At 56.9% G+C, this 18,941-nt stretch carries 18 protein-coding genes and 2 pseudogenes; 18 read left to right on the top strand and 2 right to left on the bottom strand.

Annotated elements, in window-relative coordinates; all coding sequences use genetic code 11:
- Positions 1–472: 472 nt before the first annotated feature.
- Both IYW40_RS00205 and IYW40_RS00200 read left to right on the top strand, forming a co-directional pair.
- Positions 473–724, top strand: a pseudogene (locus IYW40_RS00205) (transposase domain-containing protein); the annotation flags it as partial.
- 130 nt (positions 725–854) lie between these two features.
- A complete protein-coding gene (locus IYW40_RS00200; protein WP_196398970.1) occupies positions 855–1,844 on the top strand; it encodes a hypothetical protein in 990 nt (329 codons plus the stop codon).
- 380 nt (positions 1,845–2,224) lie between these two features.
- Here the strand turns inward: IYW40_RS00200 and IYW40_RS00195 are convergent, their stop codons facing one another.
- Positions 2,225–2,434, bottom strand: coding sequence for a hypothetical protein (locus IYW40_RS00195; protein ID WP_196398973.1), 210 nt, complete (start codon positions 2,432–2,434; stop codon positions 2,225–2,227).
- Between the two features lie 226 nt (positions 2,435–2,660).
- Between IYW40_RS00195 and IYW40_RS00185 the strand changes: the two genes are divergently transcribed.
- The 9 genes from IYW40_RS00185 (at position 2,661) to IYW40_RS00145 (ending at position 13,147) form a co-directional block, all read left to right on the top strand.
- Complete coding sequence (locus IYW40_RS00185; protein ID WP_196398968.1) at positions 2,661–3,962, top strand: O-antigen ligase family protein; 1,302 nt, start codon at positions 2,661–2,663, stop codon at positions 3,960–3,962.
- 19 nt (positions 3,963–3,981) lie between these two features.
- Positions 3,982–5,067, top strand: coding sequence for a glycosyltransferase (locus IYW40_RS00180; RefSeq protein ID WP_196398967.1), 1,086 nt, complete (start codon positions 3,982–3,984; stop codon positions 5,065–5,067).
- Positions 5,040–6,410 carry a hypothetical protein gene (locus tag IYW40_RS00175; RefSeq protein WP_196398966.1) on the top strand — a complete coding sequence of 457 codons (1,371 nt, stop codon included), beginning with the start codon at positions 5,040–5,042 and terminating at the stop codon, positions 6,408–6,410. Before IYW40_RS00180 ends, IYW40_RS00175 begins: the two co-directional genes overlap by 28 nt.
- Positions 6,407–7,354 (top strand): NAD-dependent epimerase/dehydratase family protein, encoded by a 948-nt coding sequence (locus IYW40_RS00170; RefSeq protein ID WP_196398965.1) that lies wholly within the window; start codon positions 6,407–6,409, stop codon positions 7,352–7,354. The genes IYW40_RS00175 and IYW40_RS00170 overlap by 4 nt, the downstream gene beginning before the upstream one ends.
- 57 nt (positions 7,355–7,411) lie before the next feature.
- Entirely contained in the window at positions 7,412–8,536 is a 1,125-nt protein-coding gene (locus IYW40_RS22165; RefSeq protein WP_196398964.1) for a glycosyltransferase, read from the top strand.
- A 204-nt stretch (positions 8,537–8,740) separates the two neighbouring features.
- Positions 8,741–9,562 (top strand): class I SAM-dependent methyltransferase, encoded by an 822-nt coding sequence (locus tag IYW40_RS00160; RefSeq protein WP_246720553.1) that lies wholly within the window; start codon positions 8,741–8,743, stop codon positions 9,560–9,562.
- Positions 9,563–9,573: 11 nt separating this feature from the next.
- Positions 9,574–10,152 (top strand): acyltransferase, encoded by a 579-nt coding sequence (locus IYW40_RS21980; RefSeq protein ID WP_196398963.1) that lies wholly within the window; start codon positions 9,574–9,576, stop codon positions 10,150–10,152.
- Between the two features lie 205 nt (positions 10,153–10,357).
- A complete protein-coding gene (locus tag IYW40_RS00150) occupies positions 10,358–11,062 on the top strand; it encodes a class I SAM-dependent methyltransferase (protein ID WP_196398962.1) in 705 nt (234 codons plus the stop codon).
- Positions 11,063–11,149: 87 nt separating this feature from the next.
- Complete coding sequence (locus IYW40_RS00145) at positions 11,150–13,147, top strand: acyltransferase family protein (protein ID WP_196398961.1); 1,998 nt, start codon at positions 11,150–11,152, stop codon at positions 13,145–13,147.
- Positions 13,148–13,283: 136 nt separating this feature from the next.
- Here IYW40_RS00145 and IYW40_RS00140 read toward each other — a convergent pair whose 3' ends face one another.
- Positions 13,284–13,517, bottom strand: coding sequence for a hypothetical protein (locus IYW40_RS00140; RefSeq protein ID WP_196398960.1), 234 nt, complete (start codon positions 13,515–13,517; stop codon positions 13,284–13,286).
- A gap of 109 nt (positions 13,518–13,626) precedes the next feature.
- Here IYW40_RS00140 and IYW40_RS00135 point away from each other — a divergent pair, with 109 nt between their 5' ends.
- The 7 genes and pseudogenes from IYW40_RS00135 to IYW40_RS00100 all read left to right on the top strand — a co-directional run.
- On the top strand, positions 13,627–14,031 hold the full coding sequence (locus IYW40_RS00135; RefSeq protein WP_246720552.1) for a transposase: 405 nt from the start codon (positions 13,627–13,629) through the stop codon (positions 14,029–14,031).
- Positions 14,032–14,724: 693 nt separating this feature from the next.
- Positions 14,725–14,858, top strand: a pseudogene (locus tag IYW40_RS21445) (transposase); the annotation flags it as partial.
- A gap of 193 nt (positions 14,859–15,051) precedes the next feature.
- Complete coding sequence (locus tag IYW40_RS00120) at positions 15,052–16,356, top strand: UDP-glucose/GDP-mannose dehydrogenase family protein (protein WP_196398957.1); 1,305 nt, start codon at positions 15,052–15,054, stop codon at positions 16,354–16,356.
- Positions 16,357–16,553: 197 nt separating this feature from the next.
- Positions 16,554–16,748 (top strand): hypothetical protein, encoded by a 195-nt coding sequence (locus IYW40_RS00115; protein WP_196398956.1) that lies wholly within the window; start codon positions 16,554–16,556, stop codon positions 16,746–16,748.
- Complete coding sequence (locus tag IYW40_RS00110; RefSeq protein WP_196398955.1) at positions 16,745–17,221, top strand: glycosyltransferase; 477 nt, start codon at positions 16,745–16,747, stop codon at positions 17,219–17,221. The genes IYW40_RS00115 and IYW40_RS00110 overlap by 4 nt, the downstream gene beginning before the upstream one ends.
- A 21-nt stretch (positions 17,222–17,242) precedes the next feature.
- Positions 17,243–18,193: a GDP-L-fucose synthase gene (locus IYW40_RS00105; RefSeq protein WP_196398954.1), complete on the top strand. Its 951-nt coding sequence runs from the start codon at positions 17,243–17,245 to the stop codon at positions 18,191–18,193.
- Between the two features lie 163 nt (positions 18,194–18,356).
- The coding region (locus IYW40_RS00100) for a sugar phosphate nucleotidyltransferase (protein WP_196398953.1) at positions 18,357–18,941 on the top strand (585 nt) is incomplete at its 3' end.

The raw sequence follows: 18,941 nt of genomic DNA, 5'->3' as shown, positions 1-18,941 counted from the left end.
CTTCAAGCTCCTCGACGCTGAGGCCCGCGGCCTGCATGAGGATTTGAGCGAGTGTCGTGACGATTTTGTCCCGCTCGGGGGACTGCAGGCCATCCAACTTGTTGTCTTCGAACGACAAACTCATCTGTCGGCCCGTCGCCGCCGACGGCGTCTCGAGAGACTGCATTGTTTTCCTCCGGAACGATTGCGACATCGCTCCGGGAGTCTGCGGCCTTGACCGCGCCTTTCAACTGGCGTTGCAGCTCAACGAGCGCGGCCACGTCAACGCGCGGCACGCCGATCACCATGCCGGCGCAAACCACGGGATCAAGCATCCAGCCGGCAATAGAAATCACGACGCCGGTCGGCCCTTGTACTTGAAGGAATGAGCCAGTTGCACGCTGCTCAACCCGACGAACCAGAACCTTGCTGCCGCAATATGGATGCCATCGGTAGTGGACTTCCAATTCCTGACCGACATGGGCAGAATGAACGGGTGATGGCCCTCAATAGGAAGAACGCTCTCTTCGCGGGTTCCGATGGCGGGGCTGAGAACTGGGCGATCGTTGCCTCGCTTATCGAGACCTGCAAGCTCAATGGCGTCGATCCGCAGCCCTATATGGCCGACGTCCTGATGAAGATCGTCGACGGCCATCTCGCCAGCAAACTCGACGACCTCATGCCCTGGGCCTACGCGCAGCCGGTCGCACTCAAAGACGTGGCCCGAAAACAGCGGTTACCATAGAGCCTGATTGAAAATTGGTTGAGCTGTTTCTTGTAGATCACTTTCCTGAGTTTGCTATGATACGGTCTGAATTTCGAACCGGGCTCCAAGAGCCGCACCAGAAATTCCAAGAGAGGCTTGAACCCATCGCATGCTAAGTGTCATCTGTTTTTCGAAGGATCGGCCGCTGCAACTTGAAGCTTATTTGGAAAGCTTAATATATTATAGTGGAGTCAAGCCGCAGTTTATTACATGCCTGACCGCAACTTCTCTAGGCATCAGTTATGATCGAATAATTGCCCAACATCCCGGCATCAATTGGGTGCACGAAACGCAGTTTGGAGACGATCTGCTGCGGGCAGTTCGCATGTCCGAGAACTTTATTCTCTTTGGCTGTGATGATGTCGTATTCAAGGAATATTTTGATCTCAATGATTGTATAAGCATCCTACAAAGAAACCCGGATGTTTTCGGGTTCAGCCTCCGCCTCGGCGGGAACATAAACTTTCTGCCACGCGTGGATGAGAGCGACGGAGTCCTCACCTGGCACTGGCGGGAAGCGCGCGGCGAATATTGGCGCTATCCTTGGGAGGTGAGCGCGTCGATCTATCGAAAAAATGTCGCTTTAAATCTGCTAGAATCACGCACTGACATCACAAATCCCAATCGTTTCGAGGCGTTTCTCGCCAGCGACATTGCCAGTGGCAAGTTTGAGGCGGCACCGAGGCTGGCTTGCTTCGCTACAAGCACATGCGCAACAGTCACCGTTAATCGTGTTCAGGATGAATATCAAAATGTTTTCGACGCAAGCAAGAGTACGAGCCCTGAGGAGTTGTACTGCTGTCATGTGGATGGATTAAAGCAAGACTGGGTTAAGCTCGCCCATTGGCGCAATGGTTCAGTTCACGTTGGTGCCGAGGCTTTCGCCTTGGTTCGGATAGTCAATGCACCTCCTCTAAATTATATCATGGCGTCTACAGGGGTCGGAATACTAGCGAAGCGCAATGGAAACCTCGCGCTGAAAATCTTTTGCTGGCGCATCATGACCAATTTGTGGGAGGCCGCACGTAAGAGGCTGCCAAGACCAATTTTAAATCTGGTGCGGGTGGCCGCGCGCAAGGCCGCATCCCTAAGAAGATGATCCAGAATGTTGTTCAACTGATCTTAGGGCCCAGCCCCATAAATCGCGCGCGTCAATTGCTAGATATCTGGCCTTCTACAATCGGGCACCCACATTCGAGCCTTGACGGACGCACGCTTGACGAGAGGCTTAATTCGGCAAACAAGCGATTGCGGTCTCGCCGCATGATCATTCTTCGATTTTGTTGCAGTTCTGGTTGGGCTCGTATGGGGCTTTGAAAGTCAAAGCAAGATTCTGGATGCGTCGTCTTTCCTCTGCGATGGGGCAGGATGTGCTGCGTGCGTTTGCTCCGACGATAATCCGAGGCTGGTTTGGCTGGTTCTCCTCTGTTCAGACCAAACTCGACCTGCAAGCTCGTATCCGGGAAGTATGGACTTCCATCAACATGTCCTTTTTGTCTGGGCTTCGGGCAACCAAAGAGGGCGCACTTCTTCCGGGATCTCGTCCGTCTCGACGAAGTGCCAAAGGGCAACGAGCAGCTTGCGGGCGAGCGACACGATCATGACATTCTTGATCTGCCCCTTGGCGCCGTTGACGCGTTGGTGAAACCATATGGAACGCTTTGCGGCTGGAGGTTGAGCCAGCGCCACGACAGCTGGCCGAGAAGCCGTCTCACGCGCGGATTGCCGTTCTTGCTAATTCCCTGTTCGCGCCTTGAGCTGCCGCTGTCATAGGGCATGCCAGAAAGACCGATGAAAGCGGTCAGCGCCCGGCGATCCTTGAAGCGGCGCGCGAACACTTTGCATCATGCTCAAGAACGCCGCTAAACTCGCCGTAAGTTCCTAACATCCTCTAGGAGTGGAGCGCCGGACGTCAATGTCGCGTTTGAAACGACTTGGTATCGTACTTCGGGTCCTTATGCTGGTCGGGTATCCTATCGTTGCCTTGATCGCGATGTATGCGGGCCAGGACTCGACAATGTTAAGTTATCCTTATCGCGCATTCGTTCTCGTTCTTGCTCTCGTGATTATTGTGATGAGTATCCGAGCCCGGGGGGCAGGGCAGATTGATAGTTTGGCGTTGGCATTCTTTTTCGTCTATGGCTGCCGTCTTGTATACGATTGGCAATTTGCTGAGATCGTTGGTGCCGAAAAGGCCTTTCTGTTCTTTGTCGTCGTAGTAGTGACGCCGACACTGGCATCAATGCGCGCGGGTTTGACGGGAGTTGATGACTCTACTTTCGGACTGTGGACGATCATAGGTGGAACGATCGCAGTGGTTTTGGCTCTCGCGGGTTATTATCTTGGCTTGGCATACAATCCATGGGCTAACAGTGAGTATGACTCGAACCGCCTAATGTTCGAAGGGCTCAATCCGATCTCGCTCGGCCACACCGCCGGCATGGTGGCCATTTGCTCCGTCTTTCTATTGATAGAAACTCGTCGTAGATTATTGACGACCCTCATCTACGGGAATGCCGTTGTGTTGGCGACTGTAACGGTGCTCCTAGCCAACTCACGGGGGCCAATTCTAGCCTTGGGTATAAGCTTAGGGTGGTTCTTTTTAGCTCGCGTAAGACGGCTATTGTACATTGCGCCAGTCATTCTCCTTTTGCCATTCTTCATGTCCGAGGATAATCGATTGATTGCGAATGTCGTCGAACGCTTTAGCGCAGGCTTCGAGACGAGCGGAAGCAGCGGGGTGCGACTTGTCGCTCAGAGGCTCGCTATCGACGCGTTCCTCGAAGAACCAATTCTGGGTGCGCATTATCGCGATCCGTCCCTTGGTGTTGGCGATTATCCCCATAACCTTTTTATCGAGGTCGCGATGGCGCTTGGTCTGGCAGGCATTGGCATGTTGGGCACCATGGTCATTCAATCTGGGAAGAAGATGCTCGTCTTTTACAATGAGGAGCATCCGCTCCTGGCAACGCTCCTTATTCAGCAATTCGTAGCTGTGTCGTTATCTGGAACTATATGGGGCGCCGAAGCATTCTTTATGCTCTTGACACTATGTCTCACCGCGCAGCCTAGCGTTCAGCCACCGAGACGCTTAGGAAACTCGCGCAATCGTTCACAAGAGATGGTTGGTGCGGCGCACGAGGGCTGTAGACCTGTTCGCACTGTGTTAAAGTGCCCTATCGACTTGGATAGATTCAAAAAAAGATCTATCAGCTAAACGGGTAGGCGGCAGTTCAATGCGCCTTTTTCAAAATTCTGGCCTCATGCCGGCCTATGTGCGTCGTTTGCGTAAGTTAGCCCGCCCAGCATTAAGCTTCGCAGACCAACGCCGAATCGTCTTGGCGGATCGCTATGGCGCCTCGCACCTTCTCAAGCCCGTGCTTGATGAAGATTCTCAGTCTTTTTTTACCAACGGCGACGACCAGAACCTGCAGCGGGCGTGGGCGCGCGAGCAGGGAATGAGGTCAGACGCTTCGATTGAAGAGGTTCTCTTAAGCCAGATTGAAGCGCATCGGACGGAGGTCTTTTACAATCTTGACCCTGTTCGCTATCCGTCGAGTTTCATCCAAAAGCTACCTGGCTGTGTGAAACACGCGATTGCGTGGCGTGCGGCCCCTTCGGGCAGTGCTGACTTTAGCGCCTATGACCTCATCGTCTCAAACTTTCCTTCAATTAACGAGAGCTATCGCAAAATTGGTTGGAGGACCGCCTATTTTGCTCCGGCTCATGATCCTGAGATGGATGCTTATGCGCGATCTATAGAGCGCCCAGTTGATGTCGTTTTCATTGGTTCCTATTCGCGGAACCATCGACAACGCGCGGGCGTTCTCGAAGCTGTTGCGAAACTCAGGGACAGATATGATATTGTATATCACATCGATAGCTCATCAAAATTTCTGCGGTTGGCCGAGTCGCCAATGGGCGCAATAGGCCCATTGAGGAAATACCGACGGCCATCAGACATTCGTGCTGTGGAAGCCCCCCCAGTATTTGGCCGCGATCTTTATGCCTGCCTGTCACGAGCTAAGATTGTTATAAATGGAGCCATAGACATGGCAGGAGCAGATCGAGGCAATATGCGTTGTTGGGAGGCAATGGGTTGTGGCGTACTGTTGCTGTCTGATGCGGGCAACTACCCTGAAGGCATGTCTCAGGGTAAGACGATGGCGACGTATAGTTCGATTGACGAGGCGGTTGCCGCTGTCAAAAAATTCCTAGCCGTACCTTCCGCTGCGGCCGATTTAGCTGCAGCCGGCTACGCCATGATTCGAGAGCATTATTCTAAAGAGCGCCAATGGCAAGCCTTCCAAGCATTGATCTAAACGACGATAGGAGCCGCGCTGCCCGGCGCAATCTCGGGGGATTCAAGAAAATGCGAACATCTAAATTCTTACGCATTATAATATCTTCGCTCAGCGCGTTCGTTGTCTGTTATATTGCTTTATATGCATTTGTATGGGGGCAGGGATTCGTTGAGCCGGGTTCCGAGCAATATCCAACGTGGAGCAATGTACCGGGTGTACATATGCGAGGCGATTTGCGTTTGTTTTGGAGTGTTGGCGACGGAACCGGCGAAGTTAACAAACAACAAGCATATGCTCGCGGGTTCGAGCCGGTGACAATAATCAATTCTTACGCTGACTACCCAAACAATCAGAAGGAGAATATGTATCCGTTGATTTCGAATCGCCCTCATAATCCATGGGCAAAGCCACCACAATTCGAGCGCATTGTTCGGCGCAATATTGATATTGCTGATAAAAACAGAATATTCATTCACGATATCGAGCTTGGATACGAGGAGGACGCGACGAAGGCTTGGGCAGATCCGGTTACTCGCGCCATGTCGAATACGGGGTCGTTTGACGAGTTTCAACAAGCCTATTATAGCGAATGGGCGAGTTGGTTTGCATTGCCGTTGAAATGGGCGAAAGAGCAACGACCCGACGCCAAAGTTGGTATTTACGGACCACAAGCCTTTCGGCGTGATTATTGGGGTATCGCGGGGAAAACAGCGAAGCAGATCGACGGCTCACACAGCTCTGATGAGCGTATCTGGCAATATATTGATAATTATGTAGATTTTTATATTTCTAGTATTTATATTTTTTATAATAAACCGGATTCTGTCTATTATATGGCTGCAAATGTGGAAGAAAATTACTTGCGCTCGCGCGGTAATCGGCCTGTTTATCCTTATGTTTGGCTGCGGTATCATGGTTCAAGCCTCCTTGAAGGCAGCCGCGAGGTCGACCCTTACCTTGTCGAGGCAATGGCCATTGTCCCTTTTTTTAGCGGCGCAAGAGGTCTGGCGCTTTTTGGCTATGAGCCGCAGTTCAAATCTATTGATAGCGCGCCTTATCGACGGTTGCCGTTATTCATGAGTTCGCTCGCTCGGGTCGCTTCTCTTTCTGAACAAATTAGCCGCGGAAAGCTGGTCCTGGACGAGCCGGCACATGTTCTTTGGAATTCTAGGCGCCCACTTATTCGCCGCGTCGAAACATCGGCCAATGAGTGTGTCGTCATGATTGTAGATCCCTGGCAAGAAGATGCGGCAACGTCTAATGCCGACGTAAGGTGTGGCGACAAGAATTTCACACTCCAAATGAAAGGTCGACACATCACACTTGCGTTAATTTCCGGCAATGAGACGGTCCTTTATTGACCAAGGGCTTGCACATCCTGGTAACCGGAGCGCGCGGTGCGATCGGTCGTCATGTCGTGCGCATAGCGCGTGGGCGCGGCAACGTCGTCAGCGGGCTCGGCCATGGTGCTTGGTCGGGCGATGCGGAGCTGCCCGCCATCGATGCCTGGCTCAACGGCGACATCTCACCCGACAATATATCTGCCCTCGTGCAGCAACACGGTGCACCGGACGCGATCATTCACCTCGCCGGCGGCTCACATGTTGGTAACTCGATTGAACAGCCAGCCGAGGACTTCCAGCGCACTGTCGTCGCCACCCAGCGCGTCCTTGAATGGATCCGGGCCAACGCGCCTGCGACGAAGCTCATAATCGCATCCAGTGCGGCTGTCTATGGCGCTGGTCACATTGGCCCCATCCGCGAAGATTCCCTTTACGCGCCGGTCTCGCCCTACGGTACGCACAAGGCCATGATCGAGATGATGGCGTGCGGCTATGCCCGCCAGTTCGGCCTCCGGGCGGCGACGCTGCGGCTCTTCTCCATCTACGGCCCCGGCCTGCGCAAGCAACTCATCTGGGAGGTGGTTAATCGTCTAATGCGCGGCGAGCGGCAGATTACGCTAGGTGGCACTGGCAACGAGCAGCGCGATTTCGTCGAGATCGCCGATGCTGCCACGATGCTGCTCGATGCCATGACTCTTGCCTCTTCCTCGGTGCCGGCCATCAATTGCAGCTCCGGCAAGCCGACCACAGTGCGCGAACTCAGCGCCCATCTGTCGATGCACTTTCCCGGCGTGCGGTTTGCCTTCTCCGGAAAGAGTCGTCCCGGCGATCCCGTCTACCTCGTCGGAGATGATAGTCTTGCCCGCGTCTCGGGCTTTCGCACCACGGTCCCTCTCGATGCCGGACTTGGCGCGACGGTCGCGTGGATCAAGGCATCGCACCACAATCCGGGAAGGAGCTGAGCTTTGCTGCGTGTAGCGTTTCCGCTCATCGGCCGGGGAGGGTGGACGGGAGGGCATGTGTACCTCAAGAATACGTTGCGCCTCATCGGCAGCCGCATGAATAACGAGCTGCAGGCCAGCGTCTTTCTTTCTCCCGACGAAAACGAGAAATTCGGCGCGGAACTCCTGGCGCTCGTAGACGGCGGCATCATCGTCGACTCTGCGATCGCCGAATCGGGCCGCGGACGAAGCCTCGTCGGTGCGCTTCTTAAAGGACAAGACACTCCGCTGTCCAAGATCCTGCGTGCGAACGGCATCGACGTCGTCTTTGAGACGGCGGCATTCTATGGAGCGCGCTTCCCGATCCCTGTCATCTCCTGGATGCCGGACTTCCAGCATGCCCACATGCCGGAGATGTTCACGCACGCCAATCGTTGGCGGCGTAATCTGGGTTTCCGCGCGCAGATCGCGGCGGGGCGCACGATAATGCTCTCAAGCGAGACCGCGCGCGACGATCTCGAACGCTTTTATCCGAGTGCGCGGGGGCGCGGTCATGTCGTCCGTTTCGCCATTCCGCTCGACATCGCCCGCTACCTCGGACGTGGGGACGAAATGCGCGCCGCATACGAATTGCCGGAACGTTTCTGCTACTTACCGAACCAGTTTTGGCGCCACAAGAACCACGGCGTCGTCATCGACTCGCTGGCGAAGTTGAGAGCCGCCGGCGTGTTCGACGAAATTCCGCCGATCATTCTTTCCGGCAGGCCGGAGGACCCGCGCCATCCCCGTCATTTCGAGGAGCTCATGAGCAAAGCGAGCAAGGCGGGAGTCGCCGGCCATTTCCGCTATCTTGGGCTGATCCCCTATGATCACGTGCTGAGCCTCACCGGCTGCTGCGAGCGCCTGATCAATCCGTCGCGTTTCGAGGGCTGGTCGACGCCAATCGAGGAGGCCAAGGCGTTCGGAACGCCGCTCGTACTGTCGGATATCCCCATCCATCGAGAGCAGGCGCCTCACGCTCGCTTTTTCGATCCGCTGTCGGTCGATGACGCCGCGCAGGCGCTACTCGATTGCGCGCGTACGCCGCCGCCGCCACGCCCAGCGCTTGCGGAACTCATCCGCAATCAGAACGAGCGTATCGACGCACACGCCACAGCTCTTCTCGCCGTCACGCGCGCAGCCATAGACGGTCAAGCGATGTGATTAAAGAAGGTCGTGAATGAAAATACTATTGGAAAATGATTTAAAAGCGCCGTCCCCGGTGAGGATGACGGGGCGCTCGTCGTTCGCGGAGGTTCATACGATCGACACGTCCTGTTGGATCTCGACCGCACCCGTCGCAAAATTTACGATCCCGGGAAAACCGGCGATAATCGAATGGTGGAAAGTATGGGCGAAACGCGCCAAATGACATGGGAAGACGCCGTGCGGTCGCTGATCGACGATCCCGCGCAAAAGGACCTTGTCGACGCCTGTTACTACGACCCGCCGCTTTCCGCTGCGGCGGCGCGCTACGCCGCAAGTCCGGAATGGACCGAAGTGCGACGGCTTTGCGGGCCAGCGAGAGGGATCGCGGTCGACATCGGCGCTGGCAATGGCATTGTGTCCTATGCCCTGGCGCGCGACGGCTGGACTGTCGTCGCGGTCGAGCCCGACCCTTCCGCCCTTGTGGGCGCAGGCGCCATCCGGCGTCTCGCCGGCGAGACCGGCCTTTCGATCGATGTGCGCGCGGGCGCCGGCGAGTCATTGCCGCTTGGCGACGATGAAGTGGCTGTCATCGTCGCGCGGCAGGTTCTGCACCACGCCCGCGACCTTGCCGGCTTCGCTCGCGAAATCGCTCGCGTGTTGGCGCCGGGCGGCGTCCTTGTCACCTTGCGGGATCACGTTGTCGATGGCCAGGAGCAGTTGCAGGAATTTTTCGCAACGCATCCGCTGCATCGCGTCTATGGTGGCGAGAACGCTTTCTCGCGAGCCGAATACCGGACCGCTTTGACGAGCGCAGGTCTTACGATCGAGCGGGAGTTCCGGTCTTTCGACTCAGTGGTAAATTACGCTCCCTATACGCGCGAGAGCCTGCGCGCGGAAATTTCTCGACGCCTGGGGCCGCTTTCCGGCGTCGCCGGCGCAGCGCTAAGCGTTCCGCCGATCTTCGATGCGGCGCTTCGCGTTCTGTCGATCGTCGATCATCGCCCGGGCCGGTTGATCAGCTTTCTTTGCAGAAAGGTGTAGACGCGATGCTCATGGCACTCAGAATCGCGCTCGGCAAGAGATACGCCAGCTTCCGATTCCACTGGACAAATAGCGAAATTGATATCGGCGACGGCGCCCAGATTCGATCCTTCTCGCTCTTTCCCGCGAAACAGAGCGCCTTCCGGCTGGGAAAAAATTCGATCTTCTCCGGATACCTGTCATTGGAGCGGGAGGCCGCTCGCGTTTCGATAGGCGAGCGAACCTATGTCGGGAAAAGCCTCCTTGCAGCCTCACGTCTGATTGAAATCGGCTCGGATGTTCTGATCTCGTGGAATGTGACGATCGTCGATCATCACTCGCACGCCCTCGACTTCTCCCAAAGGAGCGTTGATGTCCTGCACTGGTTGTCGGGGAAAAAGGACTGGACGCATGTCTCTGTCGCGCCCGTGGAGATTTGCGACAAGGTTTGGATTGGATTTGGCGCCGCAATTTTGCCGGGCGTAAGGATTGGAGAGGGAGCCATTGTCGGCGCTTGCTCGGTGGTCACACATGATGTGCCTCCCTGGACCGTCGTCGCGGGGAATCCGGCCCGACCCATCAAAGAACTGCCCAGGGCGGAGCGCCAGTAGACCCGACATATCGGCTGCTTTTTTTTGCGGGGCGGCGAATGAAAAAATCGGCAATGCTAGGCGATCATTACAAAGCTCTTCGGGCTCTCGAGCAAAATGGCCTCCGCCAAACCGGGAGCGCTTCGGGAATGACGACATATTTGAAATCGCTCGGCAACATTTCCGATCGGCCATATCCTTCGAATGTAGAATAGGAGGGCGGCGCATGCTAAGCTCACATTACAAGGAACTCTACGAGAACTACTACACCGACGCGCCGGACAAGAAACGGGAATTGACGGCGATTGGCACGCTCGATCATATTCGGTCACTGGTGGGCGATAAAAAGTTTGATTCGGTTGTCGATGTCGGAGCCGGTCGGGGGGCGGTGATCGGCTTGTTGCAGAAAGAAAATTTCGCCAGGTCGATTACCGGCCTCGAAATATTGTCTTCCGGGCTTGAGCGAATTTTGGCGCGTGCGTTGCCAAATGTGACTGCCGTTCAGTTCGATGGATACAAGTCGGAGTTTCCCGACAAAACCTTCGATCTGGCGTTGTCGATCCATGTCCTCGAACACGTCGAGCACGAGCGTCTGTATCTGAAGGAGCTGGCGCGGATTTCCAGGCAGGCTGTAATCGAGGTTCCCTTGGAGCTTACAGCAAACTGCAGGAAGGTGATGGCTGTAACCGGACGTTGCGGTCATATAAATTTCTATCAACGCGAAACGTTTGAAAATATTTTGCGGACAAGCGGACTCAATATCAGATCTGTCGTAGTCAATACGGTCAGGCGGGATCTCGACATACATATGAGCGGGAGGGCGCGAGGCGTGTTGAAGAATGTGATTCGGAGCACGGCTTTGCGTCTCAACGAGCGTTTGGCGCGTTTCCAATTTGTGTATCTCTGCACGGCGTATGTGGACTGCCCGTGACAATGGCGGCGCAGGGTGCGCGCGCGACAGACCTTCCTGGCGTAGCCTCAACTACTTTCCGGCCAGACAGAGACAGAGGTCCGCTCGATGATCGCGAGTGAAGGCGGCGCGCTCGAAAGTTCTGCTTTCTCCCGGATCGGCTCCGAAGTGGGCTCAAGGGGAAGCGAGGACTCGAACCCCCTGAATTACAGAGCCGATATCGATGGATTGCGGGGCATCGCTGTTCTGTCGGTGATCCTGTTCCATCTCTCCAGAACGGCGCTTCCCGGCGGATATCTCGGCGTCGATATTTTTTTCGTTCTGTCCGGTTTTCTCATCACATCGATCGTTCATCACGAGGTCCAATCAGGAGATTTTTCAATACTTTATTTCTATGAGCGGCGTATTCGGCGAATTCTTCCCGCCTTGCTGCTCGTTCTCGGAGCAACGACAATTATCGGGGCATTGATACTTTTACCAGCGGATTTGATTGGCTACGGCAAAAGCTTGCTGGCTACCCTGACGTTTACAGCAAACATATATTTTTGGAGAGACACGAATTACTTCGCTCGCGCGGCCGAACAAAAGCCATTGCTGCATATGTGGTCGCTTGGAGTCGAGGAACAGTTCTATATATTTTTTCCGTTGGTCATTGTATTGCTTGTACGCTACTTGCCTCGAGCCATGTTGCTCGCGGTCTCGGTGCTAACGATATTGTCTTTTGGCTTGAATGTCCTCGCATTGCGGGTCGGCGGCGCGTCGCCCGCGTTTTTTTTGCTGCCGACGCGCGTTTGGGAACTCGGCCTCGGCGCGATCGTTGCGCTTTTGCCGGAACAGTATTGGTTTCGTCCGGCGCAGGCCGGCGTAGCGGCGTTTATCGGCCTGATCCTCGTATTCACAGGGATCGTCTATCCTTTTTCTCCAATATCGAATATACCCGAAGTCGCGCCGGCGGTCGTCGGCGCGGCGCTCTTGGCGCTTTCCGGACGAGGCGGCTTTCCACGCGCCAATCGATGGCTCGGATCGCGTCCGCTGGTTTCAGTCGGATTGATCTCGTACTCGCTGTATTTGTGGCATTGGCCGATATTTGTGCTCTTGCGATACTATTTCGTCACGGATCTGTCAGCGACTGAAACGGCGGCGGCTTTGGCGTTGACGACGGCATGCGCGGTCGGCTCGTGGCGTTACGTGGAGACGCCGTTTCGAAGGAAGCGAGTTTCGTTGAACGCCGTGCTGAAAATCACGGGAGGCGGGGTTTGCCTTCTCGCCGGATGCGCGGGCGCTCTCATCGTCCTCGACGGGTTGCCGGCCCGGCTCGATCGTGAAGCCGGAGCAATCAACGAGGCTGTCGATACGAATTACCGTTGTCCAACTTTCCAATATGTCCCGTTCGGGCTGTCGCGCGCCTGCCTCATGAATTTGCCGTCGCGAAATCCGGAGGACGCCGACGCCGTTCTCCTCGGGAATTCGCATGCGCAGATGTATGCGCCATTGGTGACGTCGATTCTTGCCGATCATGGCTGGCGCGGGCTACTGGTGCCCGCGAATGGCTGCCTTCCGACCCCGCTCTCCAATATCAGTCAGGCTTGCGCGGCGATCGCCAGGCAAAATCTGGATGGCGTTCTCGCATTGCCGCGTCTGAATACGGTGATCATCGGGCTCAACTGGCGGCATGACGCAAATGCTCTTGTTTCCGCGGATGGCAAGCCGCTCGATAACAATGGCTCCGCCGCTTTGATTTTCGCGCTGGACGATCTCATCGACGAAGTCAGGCATTCGGGCAAGAACGTCGTGCTGATCGGGCCGATCGCTCTTCCCGGCTGGGACGTGGCGTCTATCCTAAGTCGTCAGCTCGCATTCGGTCGTCGTGACGGTCGCCAGGCGTTCTTCGATCAGGCGGACTTCGAACGGTTCTTCGGCCCGGCAATCGCGCATTTCAGGGCGCGAGGCGATATCCGCTTTATAACGCCACATGAGGTGCAATGCCGACAGGGACGCTGCGAATTTCTGCTCGACGGACGATCCCTCTACTCGGATAGCAACCATCTTGCGGCTGGAGAGCTCTGGCGCTTCCGTCACATGTTTAACGCTGCGTTTGAATTCTGAAAGGCGTCATTGGGAACATTCGTACCATCCGGCTTTTTGTTGCGTGGAAATGGCGACGATGTTCGCCATCAGCTCAATATGTTATGCTCGTCATAGCCATCCGGCGTAGGCCGCTGGGATGAAGGGTTTGGCTCTCTCAACGCTTCACAAGCGTGGGGTCGTCTTTGTGGATTTTGATCAGGTCGACGAGCGTCTCGATGCCGAAGTCCGTGAACGCCATGAGCTGTTCTTCGCCAAGTCCGTAGACCCAGATCACGCCGTCCTCGGCATCCATTTCAATAGCGACGTCGTACAGCCAGTCGACGCTCTCGCCGAGACCGGCGGCGACGCGATCGATGGTTGTCACACGGTGAACTTTGTTGACGTGCATGGTCAGGCCGCGATGTAAGCGCTTAGCTGATCCCCTTCTGCCGAAAATTTTCTGATCATGCGAAGAAGCCCCTGCTTTTTAGGGTGGCTGTATGACCAGGGACGTCAAAATGGACGCCCAAATGGGCGTCTCGAAGGAAGGCTACGCGGGACGGATTGAGGTGCTTGCCGGCCCGACGGGCCGTCGGCGACGCTCTGAGGCGGAGAAGGCACGGATCGCCGCCGAGAGTCTGACGCCGAATGCCATCGTGGCCGATATCGCTCGCCAATACGGAGCGACGCGCTGGCAGATCTACGATGGGCGCCGGCACTTTCGGCGTGGTCTTTTGGCCGCGCCGAAGGATGATGTCGCGTCGCCTGCGTTCGTTCCGCTGAGTGTCGACGATGATCCACATCGGACGCCGCACGACGGTATCGTCGAGGTCGCGATTGGCGACATCTTGATTCGTGTAGGACGAGACGTGGGTGAGGCGCATCTGGCGCGGATTTTCCGCGCGGCGCGCGCCGCGTCATGATCGGGCTCGGCGGGCAGCCGCTGACGATCTACCTGGCCACGCGGCCGGTGGACTTTCGCAAGGGACACGATGGCCTCTCGTCTCTTGTGTAGGAAAACGTTCGGGCGCGATCCGTTCAGCGGCGCCGTGTACGTGTTCAGATCGAAACGCGCGGACAGAATCAAGTTCTTGGTCTTCGATCGAACCGGGCTGGTGTTTGCGCACAAGCGGCTCGAAGGCGGCAAGTTCGTTTGGCCCGGCTTACGCGATGGCGTCATGCGATTGTCGCCCGCGCAGTTCGCGGCGCTGTTTGAAGGGCTCGATTGGCGACTTGTTCGGCCTGAGCGCGCGCGTCGTCCAGAGCTTGCTGGATGACCGCGACGAATTGACTCGGGCATCTGTTTCGACGTGGCGAAAACGTCACGAATATGATTGCCTGCGGGCATGGACGCCGCTTCTCTTGCAGAAGAAAACGCACGCCGCCCTGAAAGCGCTACTCGCGCGGTCGCAATCGGATCTGCCGGAACATCAGGCGGCGCTCGCCGGCTAGCGTATGATCAACTCTGGACACAAGCCTTACCCCTTATCAGGAGATCAGACTCGCCGGTGTCATCATCGCTTTGAAGGCGGAGCAGAACACGCTTACCTTTATATAAGGGGTTGGTCAGCGCGCGCCAGATGGCGTGGATATCGCCGTATTTTCCACTGGCGGACGGCAAGCCTCGGGTCGACGACCGCCGGGTGGCGGCGGATTGGTCTATGTGATCAAGCATGGCCCGCAATGGAAGGCCGTACCCAAAGACTACGGTCCATACAAGACGCTCTGCAATCGCTTCATCCGCTGGAGCCGGCTTGCAGTTTCGACGAATCCCTTCGACGAAGTCGGAGGCTTACGTTTCGACCCCATCCTCGCAGCGCTCTCCCGCGACGCCCAAAGCCCGCACGCATCATAATCGACTCGACGCGCCGGCTCACTACTTGTGATGAAACATTGAAGCTACCACCGCTTCGCCAGCCCGGCTGTCGCGAAAGGAGATCTCCTTGAACATTACGATGATTGGTTCGGGCTATGTGGGTCTGGTCTCGGGCGCCTGTTTTGCCGACTTCGGCCATAACGTCATTTGCGTCGACGCCGACGCGAATAAGATCGAGCGCCTGAAGCGCGGCGAGATTCCGATCTTTGAGCCCGGCCTCGACGAACTCGTCGCCAATAACGTCGAACAGAACCGCCTTTCCTTCACCACCGAACTCGAACCGGCGGTCAAAGGCGCCGACGCGGTGTTCATCGCGGTCGGCACGCCATCGCGGCGCGGCGACGGCCATGCGGATTTGTCCTTCGTCTACGCCGCCGCACAGACCATCGCCAAGGCGCTCGAGGGATTCACGGTCATCGTCAACAAATCGACCGTTCCCGTCGGCACCGGCGACGAGGTCGAGCGCATCATGCGCGAAGTCAATCCGGACGCCGATTTCACCGTCGTCTCCAATCCTGAATTCTTGCGCGAAGGCGCCGCGATCGAGGATTTCAAACGCCCCGACCGCGTCGTCATCGGCGTCGAAGATCCGCGCGCGCGAGAAGTGATGGAGGAAATCTATCGTCCGCTGTCGCTCAACGCGCCGCCGCTGGTCTTCGTCGGGCGCCGCACGTCGGAGCTCACCAAATACGCGGCGAACGCTTTTCTGGCGACGAAGATCACCTTCATCAACGAGATCGCCGATCTGTGCGAAAAGGTCGGCGCCGACGTGCAGGAGGTCGCGCGCGGCATCGGCCTCGACAAGCGCATCGGCGGGAAATTCCTGCATGCCGGGCCGGGCTATGGCGGCTCCTGCTTTCCCAAGGATACGCTGGCGCTGATCAAGACCGGACAGGACGAAGGCGCGGCGCTGCGCATCGTCGAAACGGTCGTTGCGGTGAATGACGCGCGCAAGCGGGCGATGGCGCGCAAGGTGATCAACGCGCTCGGCGGCTCGGTGCGCGGCAAGAAGATCGCGCTCCTCGGATTGGCCTTCAAGCCCAACACCGACGACATGCGCGACGCGCCTTCGCTCGCCATCGTCGCTTCGCTCGCCGGCGACGGCGCGCAGGTGCACGCCTATGACCCCGAGAGCATGGCGCAGGCGCGTCCGCTGATGCCGGAGGTCACCTTCCACGACAACGCCTATTCGGCGCTGGAAGGCGCTGACGCGCTCGCCATCGTCACCGAATGGGACGCCTTCCGCGCGCTCGATCTCGATCGGGTCAGGAGTCTCTTGAAGCAGCCGATCATCGTCGATCTGCGCAACGTGTATCGCCCGGGCGACGTGCGCAAGCGCGGCTTCACCTATGTGAGCGTCGGGAGAGAATAAGCCCAAGGCGAAAGCTATTGGCGCAACTCTGACAAAATGACGCCTACGGCATGCCTTCGATTTCTGTTTCCGCCGGCGGGCCCACATGGCAGTTGCGCGCCCAAATGTTTCCACTATTCTGGCCTAGCCCTTCTTGCTGAAAACCCTGTTGGCTTAGCGGATTAGACGAAAGCGAAGATGAAGACTCGCCGGACGAATTGATCACGCCTCTGCCGAGAGCAGGTAATCCACTGCGCGCGACCTCGGGGCTTGAGGACAAGTTCGTTATTGGCTATTCGGGAAATTTGGGAAGGGCGCATGAATATGCAACCCTTCTCGACGCAGCGGAACTGTTACGCGACCAGCCCGAGATCGGCTTTCTCTTTATCGGCGTATCGTCGGCGGCCATTTGACTCAGTCCTTGCAATCTGAAGTTGAGCGAAGAAAGCTTGCCGAAATGTTCCAATTTCGGCCTTACCAAACGGCGAATAAATTGGCGAATTCATTGGCTGTTCCCGATGTGCATTGGATCTCGCTTCTACCTGCAATGGAAGGGCTCATCGTACCGAGCAAATTTTACGGAATCGCCGCGGCCGGACGTCCCACCATAGCAGTGACCGATCCTGCCGGAGAAATCGCCGAACTCGTGAGCCGCAATCAGTGCGGTGCGGTCGTCACCCCCGGCGACGGATGCGCTCTGGCTCAGGCGATCCGCGACTTCAAGGCTGACCGGCCCCGTCTTGAACAGATGGGCCGGAACGCACGTGCGCTGCTTGATCGATCGCTCCGCAAGAAAATCGCCTTGGACCATTGGGAGCAACTGTTGCAGAGAGCCTGCACCATGGAAGTAAAGGCCTGGGCCGACAAAATAGTTCATCACCTATAACTAAAACGGGAGTTTGGATCGATGGAAGAACGCATCTGGGTCGCTGGACATCGCGGCATGGTCGGTTCGGCCATTACACGCTTACTAGAATCGCAGGGCCGCGTAGTTCTCAAGGTCGATCGCTCGATTCTCGACTTGCGGCGTCAACCCGAGGTCGAATTCTGGCTTCGAGCGAACCAGCCCACGGCTATCATATTCGCGGCGGCGAAAGTCGGTGGCATTCTCTCAAACAGCACTTATCCCGCGGACTTCATTTACGACAACTTGACGATCCAAACGAATGTTATTCATGGCGCGCATAAGGCCGGCGTCGATCGTATGGTATTTCTTGGCTCTTCATGCATCTACCCCAAATTTGCGCCGCAGCCGATCGTTGAGTCATCACTAATGACCGGCCCCTTGGAGCCAACGAACGAATGGTATGCGATCGCCAAGATCGCGGGAATCATGACCTGCCAAGCGTATCGGCGGCAACATGGCCGTCGCTATATTTCGGTGATGCCTTGCAATCTTTATGGGCCAAACGATAATTTTAATTTGCAGACCAGTCATGTATTGCCAGCGCTCATTCGTAAATTTCACGAAGCAAAACTCAGCGGCGCGCCCGAGGTGGTTGTGTGGGGTACCGGAACTCCGCTGCGCGAATTCCTCCATGTAGACGACCTCGCCAAAGGCGTCGTCTTTTGCCTCGACCATTACGACGAATATGAACACATCAATTGCGGCGCCGGTTTCGACGTTACAATCCGCGAGATCGCCGAAACTATCGCCCGAGTTGTCGGATTTGATGGAAACCTCGTCTTCGATACGACTAAGCCAGACGGGACGCCGCGCAAGATCATGGATTCAAGCCGTATCCGCGCGCTCGGTTGGAAGCCGGAGATTTCCCTGGAAGAGGGTCTCGCGTCATCTTACCATTGGTTTATTGAACATGTCGCGGACTGCATGGAAGAGCGAATGCAAGAGGCTTAATCGGAAATCTCGGGCCACCTATCTCGCTCAGCCAGTGGTTCGTAAGGCAGTCTTCGAAGCAGCGCTAAGCGCACCGTCGACAATGCAGATTTACCGCGTTGTTCGTCTGGGGCGACGTAACCGAGGTCGCAATCGAACGCTCCATTTGTCAACGGATAGCAACATGAACATATTGCCTGTTATTATGTGCGGCGGATCGGGGACGCGGGTGTGGCCCGAGTCGCGCGAGACGCTTCCCAAGCAGTTTATTCCGCTCATTGGCGAGCGCTCCACCTTCCAGACGACGATGGCGATGCTGGCCGACCCGGCGTTCGAGCGGCCGATCGTCGTCTCTAATTTCGACTACCGCTTCCTCATCGCCGACCAGCTGCGCGAGATCGGCGCGCAAGCCGACGTCGTGCTGGAGCCGTCGCGCCGCGACTCGGGTCCGGCGGTCGCCGTCGCGGCGGGCCTCGCCGCGCGCCGCGCGCCCGACACAGTCGTCGTCGTGCTCGCCGCCGACCATGTCGTTCGCGACACGGCGGGCCTCGTCGATCTGTGCAAGCGCGCGAGCGCCGCGGCGGCGCAAGGCTATATCGTCACGCTCGGCGTCAAGCCCGACGGCCCCGCGACGGGATACGGCTATCTGCGCCCCGGCGCGCCGCTTGAGTCGTGTTGCGAGGTCTACAAGCTCGACGCTTTCGTCGAAAAGCCGGACCGCGCAACGGCGCAGGACTATGTCGACGCCGGCTATTTCTGGAACAGCGGC

Source organism: Methylocystis sp. H4A, from assembly GCF_015709545.1.
Lineage (GTDB): Bacteria > Pseudomonadota > Alphaproteobacteria > Rhizobiales > Beijerinckiaceae > Methylocystis > Methylocystis silviterrae.
Note: the sequence above shows the minus strand (reverse complement) of the source record. Positions and strands in the feature narration are given on the sequence as shown.

Coding starts and splice junctions, on each gene's coding strand:
- IYW40_RS00200 (WP_196398970.1), top strand. CDS start 855: ATGCTAAGTGTCATCTGTTTTTCGAAGGATCGGCCGCTGCAACTTGAA.
- IYW40_RS00185 (WP_196398968.1), top strand. CDS start 2,661: ATGTCGCGTTTGAAACGACTTGGTATCGTACTTCGGGTCCTTATGCTG.
- IYW40_RS00180 (WP_196398967.1), top strand. CDS start 3,982: ATGCGCCTTTTTCAAAATTCTGGCCTCATGCCGGCCTATGTGCGTCGT.
- IYW40_RS00175 (WP_196398966.1), top strand. CDS start 5,040: ATGGCAAGCCTTCCAAGCATTGATCTAAACGACGATAGGAGCCGCGCT.
- IYW40_RS00160 (WP_246720553.1), top strand. CDS start 8,741: ATGACATGGGAAGACGCCGTGCGGTCGCTGATCGACGATCCCGCGCAA.
- IYW40_RS21980 (WP_196398963.1), top strand. CDS start 9,574: ATGGCACTCAGAATCGCGCTCGGCAAGAGATACGCCAGCTTCCGATTC.
- IYW40_RS00150 (WP_196398962.1), top strand. CDS start 10,358: ATGCTAAGCTCACATTACAAGGAACTCTACGAGAACTACTACACCGAC.
- IYW40_RS00145 (WP_196398961.1), top strand. CDS start 11,150: ATGATCGCGAGTGAAGGCGGCGCGCTCGAAAGTTCTGCTTTCTCCCGG.
- IYW40_RS00140 (WP_196398960.1), bottom strand. CDS start 13,517: ATGCACGTCAACAAAGTTCACCGTGTGACAACCATCGATCGCGTCGCC.
- IYW40_RS00135 (WP_246720552.1), top strand. CDS start 13,627: ATGGACGCCCAAATGGGCGTCTCGAAGGAAGGCTACGCGGGACGGATT.
- IYW40_RS00105 (WP_196398954.1), top strand. CDS start 17,243: ATGGAAGAACGCATCTGGGTCGCTGGACATCGCGGCATGGTCGGTTCG.